Genomic DNA, 17,787 nt, shown 5'->3' with positions numbered 1-17,787 from the left:
AATTATATTTCTCACTATTCATATACGGGCTATCTAAATATGAGCATCTATTTAGGTGTTTATTTTAATTATTGATATTTAATGATGATATTACTAATATTAAATAATAAAGAATATTTTCGATAATTATAAAACCACATATAAAGATGTTTACATTTATTAAAGAGTAATGCCAAATGAAAAAGAAAATTGAAGAGTATGATGGCCCAGCTGCTGGTTGGGGTGCTGTTAAAGCCGTTGCAGAAGCGTTACGTGGCCAAATGAAAATCGGGCACGATATCATTGCGATGTTTGAAATGAATAAGGTGGATGGCTTTGACTGCCCTGGTTGCGCGTGGCCTGATCCGGTACACACAGCGTCATTTGATATTTGTGAGAATGGGGCAAAAGCCATTGCTTGGGAAGCAACATCTAAAAAAACAACCCCAGAATTTTTTTCTAAATACACCGTTACAGAATTACTTGAGTGGGATGATTTTCATTTAGAGGATGAGGGACGTTTAACGCATCCTATGAAATATAATTCACAAACAGATAAATATGAACCAATCGAATGGGAAGATGCATTTCAGCAAATAGGGACACGTTTACAGAGTTATTCCAATCCAAATACCGTTGAGTTTTATACCTCCGGGCGGACTTCAAATGAAGCCGCATTCTTATATCAATTATTGGCTCGTGAATATGGCACAAATAATTTCCCTGATTGTTCAAATATGTGCCATGAACCAACGAGTGTTGGTCTTGCTGATTCCATTGGTGTCGGTAAGGCGACAGTATTGTTAGATGATTTTGATAAAGCGGATTTAGTGATTTGCATAGGCCATAACCCAGGAACTAACCATCCGAGGATGTTGAGTTCATTGCGTGAAGTTTCTAAACGCGGTGCAAAAATCATTGCAATCAATCCCTTAAGAGAGCGTGGTCTTGAGCGCTTTACCTACCCGCAAGACGTAGTAGAAATGTTAACACTAGAGTCTACACCTTTAGCAGGGCACTATTATAAGGTTCGTGTCGGTGGAGACACCGCGCTACTTAAAGGCGTCATGAAGTTGTTGATTGAAAAGCACCAAGCTGCTGTAGAGGCAGGAAACGAGCCTATTCTTGATACTGAGTTCATATCAACTCATACCCAGGGTTATGAAGCTTTAAAAAATGACTTACAGACAACAAGCTGGAAAGATATCTTAAGGGTTTCTGGTTTACCACGTGAGTCTATTGAAGAGATTGCTGACCTTTATATTGAGGCAAAAAGTACCATTATCTGTTATGGCATGGGGATCACTCAGCACGAACATGGTACACAGAATGTTCAGCAACTTGTTAACTTACTGCTACTAAAAGGAAATATTGGTCGGGAAGGTGCAGGTATTTGCCCATTACGCGGTCATTCGAATGTTCAGGGTGACAGAACCGTCGGTATTACGGAAAAACCATCAAAAAGCTTTTTAGACAAAATTGAACAACGATTTGGTTTTAAACCACCAAGTGAATTTGGCCATGCTGCAGTGGCGAGCATGCAAGCGATTTCTGAAGGCAAAGCCAATGCGTTAATCTGTATGGGTGGAAACTTAGCAGTTGCAATGCCAGACAAAGACGCTTGTTTTTCAGGTATGAAAAAGCTTGATTTAGCTGTCCATACAGCCACTAAACTGAATCGTTCTCATTTATTAACCGCTAAGCAGACATTCTTGTTACCGGTATTAGGGCGTAGCGAGATAGACAGACAAAGCAGTGGCGTGCAATGTGTTACGGTAGAAGATTCCATGTCGATGGTCCATGCATCAAAAGGTCTACTTAAACCTTGTAGCCCTTATCTTAAATCCGAGTGTGCGATTGTCGCAGGAATAGCGAAAGCGGCAATACCGAATAGTAAAGTTGAATGGGATGATTTTATCGGTAATTACGACTTGATCCGTGATGCGATGGAAGCAGTATTACCTGGTTTCGATGATTATAATGCGCGTATTAAAATACCAGGAGGGTTCCATCTGACTAACGCTGCTTCTGAACGTCGTTGGTTAACGCAATCAGGTAAAGCTAATTTTGTACCAACAGAAGGCGTTATTGAAGACCCGAATTCAGCCGTAAACAGCGAATTAATTTTGGCAACATTGCGTAGCCATGATCAATACAATACCACAATTTATGGTTTAAATGACCGATACCGTGGTGTGTTTGGGCAGCGAGATGTTGTTTTCATTAGTGGTGCCGAAGCCCAAAAACAGAAATTAGAGGCGGGGGATAAAGTAAATCTCATTGCATTAGATCGTGAGCAAAAACCGACAAAACGTCGTTTAGATAACCTCACTGTCGTGATTTATGATATGGCAGACCGTAGTGTTGCTACTTATTTTCCTGAAGCTAATAATTTAATTTCGTTAGATAATTTCGATCCGCAATGTGGTATTCCTGCGTATAAAAACATTCCCGTGAAATTAGAACGCGTTATTCAATAAGTCGAATTTATTGTTTAGGAACCCCAAATGTTGAACGTAACATTTGGGGCCTTAATGACTATTTTTTGGCTGGGAAAAATTGGCTGATGATAACAATGATGGCTACTAAGAGATAAGCCGCGAAGATACCAATTAACCACTGTGGCATATCTAGCCCTAAGAATGCCCACTGCCTAACGGCACAGTCACCTGTCGCTTCAAACACTGCAGGCACCCATTCTTGTAATGGTAACCAATCAGGGAAATTAACAAAAAAATCGCAAGAGGCAAATGGGGAAGGATAAAGCTGTAGCATGGTATGTTCCCATGCAAGATCTAAACCGCGCCAAGCAGAGTAAACCCAAATAAGCATGGCAACCCAGCGTATCACCATGTTTCGCGGTGCTACTGCGCCAACTATGCCAGCAACCATAATGCCAAGTAATGCAACGCGTTCATAGATACACATAACGCATGGTTGTAGCTTCATAACATGCTGAAAGTATAAAGCCGCACACTCGAGCATAAAGGCAATAAAGGCCATGAGTAGCCAAGCGCCTCTTCCTTGTGAGCAGTAGTTAAAAAATCTGAACATACTTAGTATCCTAATTGAGTAATGCGCCCATTTTGCCTCTATCGCACCGATAAAAAAAGTAATTAAAGTGAAATTATGCAATTTTTAGATAGGGCTTTACCTAATATTACAATTAGCCGTATTGGGGGACGGCTAATTGCTTTAAAGTATAGTTACTGAGCGAATGTTATCAAGCCAATACTTTCCATCCAATGTGTGATTGGTACTAGCCAGAATTCGACTCCTAATAGCCCAACAATTGTCATTACGATGGTATATGGCAGCGCCATCCAAACCATGCGACCATAAGACAAACGGATCAGCGGTGATAACGCGGATGTTAATAAAAACAAGAAGGCAGCTTGGCCATTAGGTGTCGCAACAGAAGGCAAGTTAGTCCCTGTATTAATTGCCACGGCTAAAAACTGGTATTGTTCCGTTGACACCAACCCGTCATTTGCCGCTTTTAAAGCTTCAGTAATATAAACTGTCCCTACGAAAACGTTATCTGATACAGCAGAGAGTAAGCCATTAAACAGATAAAATAAGGAGAGTTGCGATGATTCAGAGGATTGCAACACAAACTGAATAAATGGGGTGAATAATTGCTGGTCAATAATAACAGCAACAATGCTAAAGAAGACCGTTAATAACGCGGTAAAAGGTAACGCTTCTTCGAAGGCTTTACCTAATGCATGCTCTTCTGTGATCCCACAAAATGCGGTAGCAAGTACGATAACGGATAAGCCAATCAGACCAACTTCAGCTAAATGGAAAGCAAGGGCGACTATTAACCAAATACCAATTAATCCTTGAACGACTAACTGTGCAAGATCTCTTTTGGTACGTTTAGCGGTCTGTTTTTTATCGTGCTCAGTCAAAATTTGGCGAACAGAGTCTGGAAGCTCAGCACCGTAGCCAAATAGTTTAAATTTTTCAACAACAAAGCAGACGACTAAACCACAAACAAAAACCGGTATGGTTACAGGAGCCATACGGATATAGAAGGTAATGAAGTCCCAATTGACATGTTTTGCAATGATAAGGTTCTGTGGTTCACCCACCATGGTCATGACACCACCAAGCGCGGTACCAATACCTGCATGCATCATCAAGCTTCGTAAAAAAGCCCTAAACTGCTCAAGGGTCTGTTTCTGCTCTGCACTGTTAATGAAACCATCATTTTGTAGGTCAGTGCTGCTGGGTTGGTTAGAAGCATACTGATGATAGATAGAATAAAAACCAATTGAAACGCTAATGACCACAGCAATAACGGTTAATGCATCTAAAAATGCAGATAAAAATGCACTCGCGATACAAAAGGCAAGGGAAAGAATGCGCTTAGAACGCACGTTTATCAACAGTTTGGTAAAAACAAACAAAAGCAATTGCTTCATGAAATAGATACCCGCTACCATAAAAATCAGTAACAAGATAACTTCAAGGTTATTGCTAATTTCATGTGAAATTTGAGCTGGTGTAGTCATACCAATGAGAACGGCCTCTATGGCCAAAAGACCGCCAGGCTGCAATGGGTAACATTTAAGTGCCATTGCGAGTGTGAATATAAATTCAGCAACTAATAGCCAGCCTGCAACGAAGGGGCTGATAAAGAAAAAGACAATAGGGTTAATTATTAGGAATATAATAATTGCTAATTTGTACCAATCAGGCGAATTTCCCAGAAAATTTTTCAAAAAAGCTGTTTTTAAACTAAAATCCATTATGGTTCGTTATCCTCTTTTATGCGGATGTCGTGTACTGTGTTATACATACTACTCTTATCTCTGACAGATTTTAAGCTTATTTGCTAATTGAGAGCGTATGAATTATATGGAAATTATATGATTTGCTTCACCCTTTATTTTTAGTCTAACTATATCAGGTGATGACAATCTGGTATGATTTGCTCAATATCCGTCTAAATGTTTGGAATAATAAAAATATGGTTATTAAAGCTCAAAGTCCGGCCGGTTTCGCGGAAGAGTATATTATTGAGAGCATATGGAACAACCGCTTTCCACCAGGTTCAATTTTACCCGCTGAGCGTGAGCTTTCGGAGTTAATTGGTGTAACAAGAACAACCTTACGTGAAGTGTTACAGCGTTTGGCTCGTGACGGTTGGTTAACCATTCAGCATGGTAAACCAACGAAAGTGAATAACTATTGGGAAACGTCTGGCCTAAATATTTTAGAGACACTGGCTAGGCTTGATCACGATAGAGTACCGCAACTCATTGATAATTTATTGGCAGTACGTACCAATATTGCGGCAATTTTTATTCGCACTGCCTTTCGAAATAACCCAGAGAAATCAATAGAGGTGTTAGCTGGGCGGGAAAAAGTGGAAGATAATTCAGATGCATTCAGTGATTTGGATTATAACATTTTCCGTGGGCTTGCATTTGCATCCGGTAACCCAATTTATGGTTTGATTATTAACGGTTTAAGAGGGTTGTATACCCGTGTTGGCCGCTATTATTTTTCAAACCCTGAAGCGAGGCGCTTAGCGTTGAATTTTTATCAACAATTAAGCCATCTTTGTCGTGAGCAAGCCTATGATCGTATTATGGATTGTGTGCGTAACTATGGTAAAGAAAGCGGAATAATTTGGCATAGTATGCAAAGCAATATGCCTTCTGATTTAGCTCAAAGCCGCTAGTTAACGGACGTTTAATCCCGTTAGGCCAGCATATTGTGTTATATCAGTATGCTGGTTTTTTATCATTAATCATTGACAGATTTTGGCCAAATAGCCATTGTTCACTTGAATGAAGTGAAAAACCAATCTTTGTTTATTTATTGGTATTTAATACCGTCAAATTCCCTCTTCTTAGTTTAATAAAATAAATCGGTTTTATTGGGCACCTCACGTGAATCGATAGAAAATTCTAAATTAAAAAATAATTAAAACTGCATTTTTTTTATCTTATTGAATTTAAATCAATTAATTTTCTGTTTGAATTTTGAACTGGGATTTAATATCGGCATGTAAATCAAATGTGACGAAATTTAAATTTTTTAACTGTATTGTTAAAAGTGTTAATTCACCACATTGGCAAATAATTTCTAGAATATTATCCTAAAAGAAATGGTGCAGACTTTTACTTTGTGGGGAAGCGATGAAAATTCTAGTGTTAGGCGCAGGCGTGATCGGTGTGACAACCGCGTGGTATTTAGCACAAGAAGGGCACGAAGTGCTAGTGGTGGATAGACAACATGATGTGGCAGAAGAAACAAGCGCCGCTAATGCAGGGCAAATATCTCCTGGATATGCAACCCCATGGGGTGCACCTGGGATCCCCCTTAAAGCAGTGAAATGGATGTTTGAAAAACATGCCCCTTTAGCGATACGTCCAGATGGCACGCTATTTCAGCTGCGTTGGATGTGGCAGATGTTAAAAAATTGCGATATCCAACATTATGCAATGAATAAAAGCCGTATGGTTCGTATTGCAGAATACAGCCGTGATTGTATTCGTCAATTAAGAACGGATACGGGTATCGAATATGAAGCCCGCCAAGGGGGGACTTTACAGCTTTTTCGTACTGCTGAGCAGTTTGATAATGCGGCTAATGACATTGCGGTCTTACAGCAAGAAGGGGTTCCATACGAATTACTGACATCAAATGAACTCGTTAAAGCCGAGCCTGCGTTAGAATTTGTTAAGCATAAGCTTACCGGTGGATTGCGGTTACCGAATGATGAAACGGGGGATTGTCAGCAATTTACTAAAAAACTAGCCAAAATGGCACAAAACTCAGGCGTTAAATTCAAATTTGGTGGCCATGTTGAGCAGATTTTAACTGAAGGTAATAAGGTGACTGGCGTCAAAATTGATGGTGAAATTTTGCAAGCAGACCGCTATGTCGTTGCAATGGGCTCTTATTCTACCTCAATGTTACAAAGTCTGGTTAAAATCCCAGTCTACCCGCTTAAAGGCTATTCATTAACCATGCCGATTATTGATGATCAGCGTTCGCCAACCTCCACCATTTTGGATGAGACATACAAAATTGCAGTAACGCGATTTGATGAGCGTATTCGCGTCGGTGGAATGGCTGAAGTCGTTGGTTTTAATTTGAATATACTGAAAAAACGCTGCGAAACATTGAAAATGGTGGTACAAGATTTGTATCAAGGCGGCGGTGATATCGAACAAGCACAATTTTGGACGGGCCTGCGTCCAATGACACCAGATGGTACTCCAATAGTGGGGCCGACAGCATACGGTAATTTATATTTAAATACTGGGCATGGGACACTGGGTTGGACAATGGCTTGTGGTGCAGGGAAGTTGCTGGCAGATATCATTTCAGGGAATACACCAGAAATAGCGTCTGATGATCTATCGGTATTTAGATATCTTGATGGTTTTAATACCAAGTTGGTTACGCAGGGTGATTTAACACCAGCGCGCTAAGTATTTGATGTTTTTGTATCATTGTAATTTTAGAATTAATTAAATGTATTAAGGAATTTAAATGCCGCGTCCAATAAGTGCTGTTATTCATCTACAAAATTTACAACATAATTTGTCTGTCGTACGGCAACATGTTGGAAAATCAAAAATTTGGTCAGTTATGAAAGCAGACGGTTATGGTCACGGCATCAAGCAGATTTGGCCTGCGCTAAAAGAAACGGATGGCTTTGGGGTATTAGATTTTGATGAGGCCATTTTATTGAGAAAAGAAGGGTGGAAAGGGCCAATTCTATTGTTAGAGGGTTTTTTCCAGCCTCAAGACTTGCAATTGATTGATCAATATAATTTAACGACAAGCGTGCATAGTGAGTGGCAATTATTTGCCATTGAGAATGCTCAATTATCATCACCGATTTCAGTCTATATTAAGCTAAACAGTGGAATGAATCGGTTAGGTTTTCCACCGAACGATTACGAAAATGTCGTACGACGGTTATCTAAAATGCCGAATGTACGTAGTTTAACGTTAATGAGTCACTTTGCTAATTCAGATACCAAAACCGGCGTTGCTGAGCCTTTTCAACAAATCCAGCAATTTGAACACTTATCTTTAGAAACCTGTATCGCAAATTCAGGGGCAACACTGTGGCATAAACATACGCAATATGATTGGATCCGTACGGGGATTTTACTGTATGGTGCGTCTCCAAGTGGAAAATCTACTGATATATCTGGGTTGGGCTTGAAGGCAGCGATGACATTACAATCAGAAGTGATTGCTATCCATGAAATTCCAGCAGGTCAATCAATTGGTTATGGCAGCCGGTTTACATCAACTAAACCGATGCGTATTGCGACAGTGGCGTGTGGTTATGCCGATGGTTACCCTCGGCATGCTGCAAATGGAACACCAGTATGGTGCAAAGGAAAGCGTTGTGCACTACTGGGGGCGGTTTCGATGGATATGCTGACCATTGATATCAGTGATTGTGACGATGTTAAACTGGGTGAGCGAGTGGAATTATGGGGGCAAAATTTACCTGTTGATGAGGTGGCACAAGCAGCTGGCACCATTGGTTATGAGCTACTTTGCGCACTCGCGAAAAGAGTTCCTGTTTCTTATGAAAATAAAGTAGAATAAATATTAATCAGTCACGCTAAAAATAGTGAAAATTTGGCTTTAAGTGTGATTTTGGTTAAGAATGTTTGGATTGTAACTATATTAATATACATATAGTATGTGATCTATTTCTCATTATTTTTAGGTTAAATATAATATGTCAAAAGCAATTAAATTAACGACATTTGCGGTGGCTTTGAGTGTGTTATCTGGGACCGCTTTTGCTGGAACTTGGTCTGTTGGTGGCTCGGTATTAGCGCAATCAACACCTTATAAAGGAATTAAGAGCCGTGATTATGTCACGCCAGTACCTATTGTTAATTATGACAGCGAGAATTTCTATTTTCATACATTAGCTGCGGGTTACTACCTATGGAACGATAAGCAAGACCAACTCTCATTAGATGCTTATTATTATCCACAATTTTTTAAACCTAAAGATAATGATGATAAAGCGATGCGCGAGTTAGACCGCCGCCGTGATACGGTGATGACGGGGCTGACTTATCGTCATAAAGCTGATTGGGGTACGCTGAGAACGAATATTTCTGGTGATATTTTAGGTATCAGTAATGGTATTCGTGGTGAGTTTGCCTACCTATATGGCTTTGAAGGTGACAAATGGTCAATCACTCCGGGCCTTGGTATTAAATGGGATAGTAAGAACCAAAATCGTTATGAATATGGCGTGTCTTCAAAAGAATCACGTAATAGCGGTTTAAAACGCTATAACCCAGGTTCAAGTTGGACACCATACGTTGAAGTGACAGGAAATTACCGCTTTGATGAAAATTGGACGGTATTCGCAATGGGCCGTGTTGACCGCCTGCCAAGTGAAGTGAAAGATAGCCCAATGGTAAATAAAGATGTTTCTGCCATTATGTGGACGGGCGTCACTTACACATTCTAAGTTCGTTATAGAACAGTAAATTAAATAGCCCCTGATATCATGATGATTGTCAGGGGCTAATTTTATCTATCTAGAAATTTGATGAGCTTAGATTTTATATGTTTAGAATGAATAATTAATCTTGCGGCTTATTATCGCGGCTGACCATCACTAATGAAAGGCGGGCAGGGTGCTGCGCATCACTTTTCATTGGGACGTTGATCCTTGCTGTTTCTACACAAACCATCTGTTTGTAGCCATTATTTGGCATATCGCCCATACTGCATGATAATTCCGCCCAAGGGTTCCAACAAACAACATCACTATTATGGTAATGGTGAATTTCTATTGTACGGGCCCATCCATCATCACGTAAGAGGCTATATTCTTCTGGCTCTGAATAAATACGGTCGGTATGTTTATTAAACTTTAGTGGCTCATTTTCATAAACTTCTTTATCTGCAACTTTATCGAAATAGTGGCCACCTAACCCATAGACAGTGGCTTTTTGAATATCACTGATATTAAAATAACTGTGTAATGCGGCAGTCGTTTCGAAGTCCCCATAACTTTCTAGTTCAAGCTCGCACGTTTCACCTAGTTTCATACGCAGGATCAGAGTGAACTCATGGGGCCATAATTTACGGGTATATTCTGTATCTGTTAATGTGAAGGTTAAAATAACACCATCTTCATGTTCATTATGTGCAGTAAATTGCCAAGGTAGAATTCGAGCAAAACCATGACTAGGGCTGGCAACAGGACCGAACCAAGGCCAACAAATAGGAATACCGCCACGAATAGCAACACCTTCTTTAAAAGCGCTCTCAGAACTTAGCCATAAGCAAGGTTTTTGCCCTGCAGGTTGCCAATCAATAAGTTGGGCGCCTTGTAAACTGACGGCCCCACGCACCTTGGGATGCGAGATAACAATGAGTGGAAGCTCATCAAGTTGGCGTTGAGTGATATAAGCGGAGATTTGTTTGATGACCGGTAATGCAAAAAGTTTATCGTGCATGGTATTAGGCCTGTGTTAATGGAACAGAGTGAATACTCGTCATACATTAAACTGCAGCATTGTTGACGGTGTTCGTTCACTTGAATTATTTAGAGTATCTGCCCAGCATACTTAAAGCCGCAGTGAATAGTATTCATTCTAAAATAAGTTGTGTTTATAGCGTATCCAATGAGAGATCAACCATAAGCGATATAGCAGAAAATATGAAGTGTTAATTGTTATTGGATACGGTACAAAAGAGCCGCCAATTGGCGGCTCAGTTAGACAGATTACGCGACAGCTCTTATTTAGAGATGTGAGCGATCAGGTCTAATACTTTGTTAGAGTAACCCGTTTCGTTGTCATACCAAGAAACTAATTTAACAAAGTTGTCGTTCAGTGCGATACCAGCTTTAGCATCAAATACTGAAGTCAGTTTTTCACCGTTGAAGTCAGTTGATACAACGTCATCTTCAGTGTAACCCAGAACGCCTTTCAGCTCGCCTGCTGCTGCTTCTTTGATAGCATCACAGATTTGAGTATAAGTTGCTGGTTTTTCTAAACGAACAGTTAAGTCAACAACAGAAACGTTAGGCGTAGGTACACGGAAAGACATACCAGTCAGTTTGCCATTCAGTTCAGGGATAACTTTACCTACAGCTTTAGCTGCACCTGTTGATGATGGGATGATGTTTTGAGCAGCACCACGACCACCACGCCAGTCTTTATGCGAAGGGCCATCAACTGTTTTTTGAGTTGCAGTTGTTGCGTGAACAGTCGTCATCAGACCTTCAACGATACCGAATTTGTCGTTGATAACTTTAGCCAGTGGAGCTAAGCAGTTAGTTGTACAAGATGCGTTAGAAACGATTTCTTGACCTGCGTAAGCTTTGTGGTTAACACCCATAACGAACATAGGAGTATCATCTTTAGAAGGGCCAGTGAGAACAACTTTCTTAGCGCCTGCTTGGATATGTTTACGTGCAGTTTCATCAGTTAAGAAGATACCTGTTGCTTCAGCAACGACGTCAACACCGACTTCGTTCCATTTCAGGTTTGCAGGATCTTTTTCTGCTGTTACACGGATTTTTTTGCCGTTTACAACTAGGTGACCATCTTTAACTTCAACAGTACCGTTGAAACGACCATGAGTTGAGTCGTATTTCAGCATGTACGCCATATATTCTGCATCGAGGAGGTCGTTGATAGCAACGATTTCGATGTCAGAACGCTCTTGTGCAGCACGGAAAACGATACGGCCAATACGACCAAAACCATTAATACCTACTTTGATAGTCATAGTATTTCCACCAGCTATTTATTCGTGAATTAAGTTGTAGTTAAAGTTACCAAAACCTTGCCAGCCGTCAAGCGGAATCGTGTCAATTATTGAAAAAAATCAATTCTGATACCACCAATTGCTTATTTGTCAGCCACTTCAGCGGCAAATACAGCCGCACGTATTATCGGGATTGTACGGCATAATGAAACCATCTATCAGTGATATATGTGATACGGTTCACAAATCAAAACGGAAAGTAAGATGCTTCTTAGTTTAGAATAGTTTTACAGAAAATGTTGTTAATTTTTTGTTGATTGAAATTGATGTATGATAACCATTAAACCGTCTAGTTATTTAAATATGTAGGTATGATATGTCAAATAAAGATAACCAACCTATTGATATTTCAGAGTTAAATGAGATGCAGCGTTACGTTACACAGCAAGCCGGTACCGAGCCCCCCTTTAGTGGTCAATTATTGCATAACCGTAAAGACGGTGTGTACGAATGTTTATGTTGTGGTACACCTTTATTTATGTCTGAGACCAAATTTGATGCAGGATGTGGTTGGCCAAGCTTTTATCAACCGGTTAATGAAGAGGCTATCAAATACATTGAGGATTTCTCTCATGGAATGCATCGTATTGAGGTTCGCTGTCAACACTGTAATGCGCATTTAGGGCATGTATTTCCAGACGGCCCTCAGCCTACTGGTCAGCGTTACTGCATTAATTCAGCATCATTAAGCTTTATTGATGATGATAGTGGTGAAAAGACGCGTGGATAAAGAGCTGAAGGTTGCTGAAGCTATTGTATAAGAATAACAAAAACGATTCAGCTATTAGCTGAAATCGAGAAAAACAAAATAACGTGCTAATTGTGTATTTGAAGGAGCCTTACCGTGAGCGTTGAAGTTAATCCAGAACAACTTGAACAATTGTTGGCAATGATGACCCCGGAAATTTATGAACGCCTAGTAACCGCCGTTGAACTCGGTAAATGGCCGGATGGGGTGATGTTAACACCGGAACAGAAAGAACATAGTTTACAAATGGTATTATTGTGGCAGTCACGACATAACCATGACCCAGAGCATATGACGGTAGGGACTAATGGTGAAATTACGATGAAGAGCAAACAAGAGCTAAAAATGTTGTTCCAAGGTGAAATGCTGGCGACCTTAAAACCGCAACATAATGATGAATAACGGTTATTCTACAAAATAGTTTGTTTATTCAATGTGGCGCGGCATAGTGACAGTGTCACTGAACAAGTTTTCTCATATTGTTATTGAGAATATATCCATTGGAAATAGATCATTGAGAAAACTTGTCCATAAAAATGCGTTAATGTAGGTCGGTTAAGGTAATTAGCCTTGCACCTTGTTCTTGCATTTCGGCTAAGGCGTCTTGGCTGTCATTAGCCGCTAGATTAACCCCCCTACACCCATCAACGAGAACATCCACGGTATAGCCTAGTTTTAATGCATCTAGTACAGTAAATTTGACACAATAATCCGTCGCAATTCCCATAATAATTAAATGCGAAATGTGGTGTTCTTGTAGCCATGCATGAAGACGAGTTTGGCTAATTTTATCATTATCGAAAAAAGCACTATAGCTATCAACCTGTGGGTTTTTCCCTTTGGTGAAAATTTCACGAATAAGCGATTGATTTAAATTTGAGTGTAACTCAGCACCGTGTTCACCTTGAACGCAATGAATCGGCCACCAAACTTGTGTAATGCCGTTTAATTCACCGACTTCGCCAATTTGTGTGTTTGAATTAGCTGCGAAACTAAGGTGTGTCGCGGGATGCCAATCTTGACTTGCAATGATGTCTATCTGTTTTTGTTGGCAAATAGCGATTGCTTTATTCGCAACATCAATGACATGTTCGCTTTCATTTACTGCCAATGTCCCGCCAGTGCAAAAGTCGTTTTGTAAATCGACTAACAGTAAAGCTGTTTTCATTGTGTCCTCAGTATGTTATCTATTATTCATCAGCATAGCTCAACTCACCGCGTAAATTATTCTGCATTAGCTCACGGATTAACGCAGGGGTATAATTTTGGCTAAGTAAGTAGTGCAACTTACTTAAGGCGGCTTCAAATGTCATGTCGTATCCACTGATCACTCCAGCTTCTGCAAGCGCGTGACCTGTGGCATAGCCTTCCATATTAACACGACCAGAAATGCATTGTGTCAGGTTCACCACAATAATTCCCCGATTCGTTGCCTCGCGAAGTATACGGAGTAATTCGGGTTGCTGAGGGGCATTACCGACACCGTAAGAGCGCAATATTAGTGCCTTAACGGGTTGCTGAAGAATATTGCGAACAATCTCAATGGAGAGTCCAGGGTAAAGTGTCACCACGCCGATAGGTTGAGGTGTAATTTGGTGGCTTTTAAATTCACCGATACCAATAGGAGCAGGGCATGTATTAAATGTGCGAATATTGATGCCCGCTTCCATTAGTGGTGAGCAGTTAGGCGAACTAAACGCATCAAAGCCGTCAGCATGGGCTTTAACGGTACGGTTACCGCGATATAATTTATTATTAAAAAATAGTCCGACTTCATTAACGGGGTAGTTTGCCGCTAAATATAATGCATTTAATAGATTCGTCTGCCCATCAGAACGCAATGCTTCCAAGGGAATTTGTGACCCTGTCACTATCACCGGTTTTTTCAAGTTTTCAAACATGAAAGATAACGCGGAAGCAGTAAAAGCCATGGTATCAGTGCCATGTAAAATGACAAACCCATCATAAAGTGGGTAGTTTTCACAAATGTCATCAGCGATAAGCTGCCAATCTTCAGGGGTAATATCAGATGAATCAATCAACGGCTGATGCTCACGGATCGTAAACTCAGGCATTTCAGGGCGGTGAAACTCGGGCATTTGAGCTAACTGAGCTTGTAAATGACCGGAAACCGGCACATATCCCTGTGGTGAATGGCGCATGCCAATTGTTCCGCCAGTATAGACAACATAAATGGATTTTTTCTGCATCTTATTACCTAATTTATCCAACTTATCGAAGGAGAGTGATTATCAGGATTTTGACGTATTTGTTAGCGTATTACTATCGTTAACTTACGAATAATTAGATTGATATAAGGTTATTGATGGGGTTGTGAGAGAAATCCCCTTCATTGGTTCTGAAGGGGATTTTGCGATCAATTAATTTCTGCGCAATTTAAGCAAAAAGCATAACGGTTTTGCGGGTCATTCATTTTTAAGAAAAATTGAGCTTGCTGGCGGATGTCCGTCGCGACTGCAGGAGGTAAAAACACGTGTAGCACATCTGGCATTACGGCTTGAACGTTTGTGGTTAATTCAAGTAGCAATTGATCCATAAAGGTCAGTTCGGGCTTCATCCAATCTAACTTAACGTCACTGAGTTTAGCGAGCTCAGCGGCTTTATCTACCGCATTATCAAAATCACCTAGCTGGTCGACAAGGCCATTTTTCAATGCATCTTGCCCGATCCACACACGGCCTTGCGCAATTTTATCTATCTCCGCAGGTGTTTTATGGCGAGCTTTAGCGACTAAGCCAATAAATGTTTCATAGCCATTTTCAATGGTGATTTGCATCATGTCTGCAAATTGTGGGCTGATCCCTTTCGTCAACGAAACATCAGCTAATGGTGACGTTGATACACCATCAGTATATACACCAATAGAATCTAAGGATTTTTCAAAGGTATTGATCACGCCAAATATACCAATTGAACCAGTCAATGTGTTTGGACTGGCAATAATATAGTCCGCAGGCGTTGATACCCAGTAACCACCTGATGCCGCCATACCCCCCATAGAAACCACAACAGGTTTGCCCGCTGCATGGGCAGAAGCCAGTTCACTGCGGATCAAATCAGAAGCACTGACGCTTCCACCCGGGCTGTTAACACGTAAGACAATCGCTTTAATATTATCATCAAGGCGAGCATCGCGGATTTGTGCTGCGATGGTATCGCCTCCGGCAATTCCTGCTGTTTGCGGGCCATCCATGATGGCTCCTTGAACAACAATTACAGCGATATTGCCACCTTGACTTGTATTGGTATCTGCTATTTTAGCGGAATAATCATAGATACTAATATTATTGAATTGTTTATCTTCTTTATTCCAACCAAAGTGTTTACTGAGTAAGTCTTCAACTTGTTCGTTGGTATAAAGTTTATCAACCAACTTTTGTTTTAAAGCATACTGCGCGCTATCGCCTTTGACTGATCGTAATTGTTCTAATATAGCATCAGCCCCAGGGAAAATTTGTGCGCTGGTTGTATTACGGTTTTTGGCGATTTCTGCGAGGTAATTATTCCAAAGGGCATCTAACCACTGTTTATTGGCTAAACGTGCCTCAGGGGACATATCATCACGCATTAACGGCTCAACTGCAGATTTATAAGTACCTACTCGGAATATATGGCTACTGACTTTAAGTTTTTCTAATAGTGTCTTGTAATATAGGCCATTAGTTGCAAAACCATACACGCCAACAGCCCCTTGTGGGGTGAGGTAGATATCATCAGCGTAACTAGCAAGGTAGTATTGTGACTGATTATAACTGTTACCGATGGCGTAAACCTGTTTTCCAGAATGTTTAAATTCGTTGATCGCCTTACCGATATAAGCTAATGAGGGCTGATCAGCGCCAACTAAATTATCTAGGCGTAATACCATCCCTGTGATCCGGTCATCATTTGCAGCGGTGCGGATGGTGTCAACGATGTCGAATAGTGAATTTTCTTGCATGCGGCTATTTGAAGTCCCCAGCAGTTCACGACTCATGCGACCAAATGGGTCGGGAGCAGAAACTTGGTCTACAATAACGCCCTGCAAATCTACATATAAAGCACCAAAATAATTTTTTTCGGGTTGAGTATCTGTTTGGTAAAGGGTAATCGACCCAATAACGACAAAAAATAATACTAAGAAAATAGCGTTGAAAACGAATTCCCTAATAAAGTTTAGTGCTCGCCAGCTGATTCTAAAGATGGTAGCGATGATGTCCCATAGTTGACGCATGTTTTCTCCTATCCTGCATATTTTGCACCAAAGGGTGTTGGCTTCATTGGTTTACCGTTGATTAATGGCACAAACTATTTTTGGATATTACATAAATATATCTTTCTACAGTTGGACTATTTCCACCTGCAGCACGAATTAACAACAATATACTCAAAAGCAAATCCGTTACCCGATCATCACATCGAACGCTTGATATCTAAGTTATATCAATACAATTAGTTGCAATTGTGGGCTATCTTTATGCATAACAAAATTAAGATACGCACGGTACAATGTTTCAATGATATTTTTCACGTATAACAAATGATACAATTCAATGAATTTATAACGTAATTTTACCTGGCGGATCATTGTTATTGTTGTATTAGTGTAAGCGATTTTCCTTTAAGCTTAAACAATAGATAGCATGGGTATAATTATCTAATTTAATGATTATCATATCAGTTTACTCTTAAACGGAGACAAAAATGGATGCTCTAACCCTTTTGTTGAACCGCCGTTCAGCTTCTAGACTCACAACACCTGCACCGCAAGGCGAAGAACTTAATAACATACTTGCTGCAGGGATGAGAGCACCCGATCACGGTGCGTTAAAACCGTGGCATTTTGTTGTTATGCAAAATGAGGGGATTAAACGCTTCAGTCAGCTATTAGAAAAAGCAGCAATTGAAGGGCAGTTAGGCGCTGAGGTAGAAGAAAAAGCACGTAATGCACCTTTTCGTGCCCCATTAATTATTACGGTGATCGCAAAATTAAAAGAACACCCCAAAGTACCACAATGGGAACAATTAGTTGCTGCGAGTTGTACTGTGCAGGCGATGCAAATGGCTGCGGTAGCTCAGGGTTTTGGCGGTATATGGCGGTCAGGGGCATGGACAGAAGATGCCGTGGTTCGTGCAGGACTAGGTTGTGGAGATAACGACCGTATTGTTGGGTTTCTTTATTTAGGAACACCAGAGCTTAAAGCACCAACAAAAGTACAAACGCCCGACATGACCGGTTTTGTATCTCACTTCTAAAG

Annotated in this window: 15 protein-coding genes; 8 read left to right on the top strand and 7 right to left on the bottom strand. The window is 40.5% G+C overall.

The annotated features are described in order from the left end of the window. Positions 1-176 precede the first annotated feature (176 nt). Complete coding sequence (locus tag M1E86_RS10245) at positions 177-2,459, top strand: FdhF/YdeP family oxidoreductase (protein ID WP_125893034.1); 2,283 nt, start codon at positions 177-179, stop codon at positions 2,457-2,459. Between the two features lie 58 nt (positions 2,460-2,517). On the opposite strand, the gene dsbB is transcribed toward M1E86_RS10245, so the two are convergent. Both dsbB and nhaB read right to left on the bottom strand, forming a co-directional pair. Next, entirely contained in the window at positions 2,518-3,033 is a 516-nt protein-coding gene (gene dsbB, locus M1E86_RS10240; protein ID WP_125893036.1) for a disulfide bond formation protein DsbB, read from the bottom strand. A gap of 152 nt (positions 3,034-3,185) precedes the next feature. Continuing rightward, positions 3,186-4,736, bottom strand: a complete 1,551-nt coding sequence (gene nhaB, locus M1E86_RS10235) for a sodium/proton antiporter NhaB (RefSeq protein WP_125893038.1) — start codon at positions 4,734-4,736, stop codon at positions 3,186-3,188. A gap of 221 nt (positions 4,737-4,957) precedes the next feature. Here nhaB and fadR point away from each other — a divergent pair, with 221 nt between their 5' ends. The 4 genes from fadR to M1E86_RS10215 all read left to right on the top strand — a co-directional run bounded on the left by fadR (position 4,958) and on the right by M1E86_RS10215 (position 9,466). After that, the gene (gene fadR, locus M1E86_RS10230; protein WP_125893216.1) at positions 4,958-5,674 is read left to right on the top strand and encodes a fatty acid metabolism transcriptional regulator FadR; all 717 of its coding nucleotides are present in this window, start codon (positions 4,958-4,960) and stop codon (positions 5,672-5,674) included. 460 nt (positions 5,675-6,134) lie between these two features. Beyond that, entirely contained in the window at positions 6,135-7,436 is a 1,302-nt protein-coding gene (locus M1E86_RS10225; protein WP_213912664.1) for a D-amino acid dehydrogenase, read from the top strand. Between the two features lie 61 nt (positions 7,437-7,497). Further along, positions 7,498-8,577: an alanine racemase gene (gene alr / locus M1E86_RS10220; RefSeq protein WP_213912665.1), complete on the top strand. Its 1,080-nt coding sequence runs from the start codon at positions 7,498-7,500 to the stop codon at positions 8,575-8,577. A 136-nt stretch (positions 8,578-8,713) separates the two neighbouring features. After that, complete coding sequence (locus tag M1E86_RS10215; protein ID WP_125893045.1) at positions 8,714-9,466, top strand: MipA/OmpV family protein; 753 nt, start codon at positions 8,714-8,716, stop codon at positions 9,464-9,466. Positions 9,467-9,581: 115 nt separating this feature from the next. On the opposite strand, the gene M1E86_RS10210 is transcribed toward M1E86_RS10215, so the two are convergent. Both M1E86_RS10210 and gapA read right to left on the bottom strand, forming a co-directional pair. Further along, positions 9,582-10,463 carry a D-hexose-6-phosphate mutarotase gene (locus tag M1E86_RS10210; RefSeq protein WP_125893047.1) on the bottom strand — a complete coding sequence of 294 codons (882 nt, stop codon included), beginning with the start codon at positions 10,461-10,463 and terminating at the stop codon, positions 9,582-9,584. A 283-nt stretch (positions 10,464-10,746) separates the two neighbouring features. After that, positions 10,747-11,742 carry a glyceraldehyde-3-phosphate dehydrogenase gene (gene gapA / locus M1E86_RS10205; RefSeq protein ID WP_004911198.1) on the bottom strand — a complete coding sequence of 332 codons (996 nt, stop codon included), beginning with the start codon at positions 11,740-11,742 and terminating at the stop codon, positions 10,747-10,749. Between the two features lie 355 nt (positions 11,743-12,097). Between gapA and msrB the strand changes: the two genes are divergently transcribed. Beyond that, positions 12,098-12,511 (top strand): peptide-methionine (R)-S-oxide reductase MsrB, encoded by a 414-nt coding sequence (msrB, locus tag M1E86_RS10200; RefSeq protein ID WP_125893049.1) that lies wholly within the window; start codon positions 12,098-12,100, stop codon positions 12,509-12,511. 114 nt (positions 12,512-12,625) lie between these two features. Continuing rightward, a complete protein-coding gene (locus M1E86_RS10195) occupies positions 12,626-12,931 on the top strand; it encodes a YeaC family protein (protein ID WP_125893051.1) in 306 nt (101 codons plus the stop codon). A 139-nt stretch (positions 12,932-13,070) separates the two neighbouring features. Here the strand turns inward: M1E86_RS10195 and pncA are convergent, their stop codons facing one another. The 3 genes from pncA to sppA form a co-directional block, all read right to left on the bottom strand. Next, positions 13,071-13,697, bottom strand: coding sequence for a bifunctional nicotinamidase/pyrazinamidase (pncA, locus tag M1E86_RS10190; protein WP_213912666.1), 627 nt, complete (start codon positions 13,695-13,697; stop codon positions 13,071-13,073). 22 nt (positions 13,698-13,719) lie between these two features. Further along, positions 13,720-14,739, bottom strand: coding sequence for an asparaginase (gene ansA / locus M1E86_RS10185; RefSeq protein WP_125893055.1), 1,020 nt, complete (start codon positions 14,737-14,739; stop codon positions 13,720-13,722). A 167-nt stretch (positions 14,740-14,906) separates the two neighbouring features. Further along, positions 14,907-16,763: a signal peptide peptidase SppA gene (sppA, locus tag M1E86_RS10180; protein ID WP_213912667.1), complete on the bottom strand. Its 1,857-nt coding sequence runs from the start codon at positions 16,761-16,763 to the stop codon at positions 14,907-14,909. Between the two features lie 470 nt (positions 16,764-17,233). On the opposite strand from sppA, the gene M1E86_RS10175 reads away from it, so the two are divergent. Then, positions 17,234-17,785 (top strand): NAD(P)H nitroreductase, encoded by a 552-nt coding sequence (locus tag M1E86_RS10175; protein WP_213912668.1) that lies wholly within the window; start codon positions 17,234-17,236, stop codon positions 17,783-17,785. Positions 17,786-17,787 lie beyond the last annotated feature (2 nt).

It is taken from the genome of Providencia sp. PROV200, from assembly GCF_049901995.1.
GTDB classification, from domain to species: Bacteria; Pseudomonadota; Gammaproteobacteria; order Enterobacterales; family Enterobacteriaceae; genus Providencia; species Providencia rettgeri_E.
The sequence above is the reverse complement of the archived record's forward strand: the minus strand, read 5'-3'. Positions and strand labels throughout refer to the sequence as shown.

Excerpts from the sequence above, each read along its gene's own strand:
- sppA (WP_213912667.1), bottom strand. The coding sequence starts at position 16,763 with ATGCGTCAACTATGGGACATCATCGCTACCATCTTTAGAATCAGCTGG.
- M1E86_RS10210 (WP_125893047.1), bottom strand. The coding sequence starts at position 10,463 with ATGCACGATAAACTTTTTGCATTACCGGTCATCAAACAAATCTCCGCT.
- gapA (WP_004911198.1), bottom strand. The coding sequence starts at position 11,742 with ATGACTATCAAAGTAGGTATTAATGGTTTTGGTCGTATTGGCCGTATC.
- msrB (WP_125893049.1), top strand. The coding sequence starts at position 12,098 with ATGTCAAATAAAGATAACCAACCTATTGATATTTCAGAGTTAAATGAG.
- alr (WP_213912665.1), top strand. The coding sequence starts at position 7,498 with ATGCCGCGTCCAATAAGTGCTGTTATTCATCTACAAAATTTACAACAT.
- M1E86_RS10245 (WP_125893034.1), top strand. The coding sequence starts at position 177 with ATGAAAAAGAAAATTGAAGAGTATGATGGCCCAGCTGCTGGTTGGGGT.
- M1E86_RS10225 (WP_213912664.1), top strand. The coding sequence starts at position 6,135 with ATGAAAATTCTAGTGTTAGGCGCAGGCGTGATCGGTGTGACAACCGCG.
- ansA (WP_125893055.1), bottom strand. The coding sequence starts at position 14,739 with ATGCAGAAAAAATCCATTTATGTTGTCTATACTGGCGGAACAATTGGC.
- M1E86_RS10215 (WP_125893045.1), top strand. The coding sequence starts at position 8,714 with ATGTCAAAAGCAATTAAATTAACGACATTTGCGGTGGCTTTGAGTGTG.
- M1E86_RS10175 (WP_213912668.1), top strand. The coding sequence starts at position 17,234 with ATGGATGCTCTAACCCTTTTGTTGAACCGCCGTTCAGCTTCTAGACTC.
- nhaB (WP_125893038.1), bottom strand. The coding sequence starts at position 4,736 with ATGGATTTTAGTTTAAAAACAGCTTTTTTGAAAAATTTTCTGGGAAAT.
- fadR (WP_125893216.1), top strand. The coding sequence starts at position 4,958 with ATGGTTATTAAAGCTCAAAGTCCGGCCGGTTTCGCGGAAGAGTATATT.
- dsbB (WP_125893036.1), bottom strand. The coding sequence starts at position 3,033 with ATGTTCAGATTTTTTAACTACTGCTCACAAGGAAGAGGCGCTTGGCTA.
- pncA (WP_213912666.1), bottom strand. The coding sequence starts at position 13,697 with ATGAAAACAGCTTTACTGTTAGTCGATTTACAAAACGACTTTTGCACT.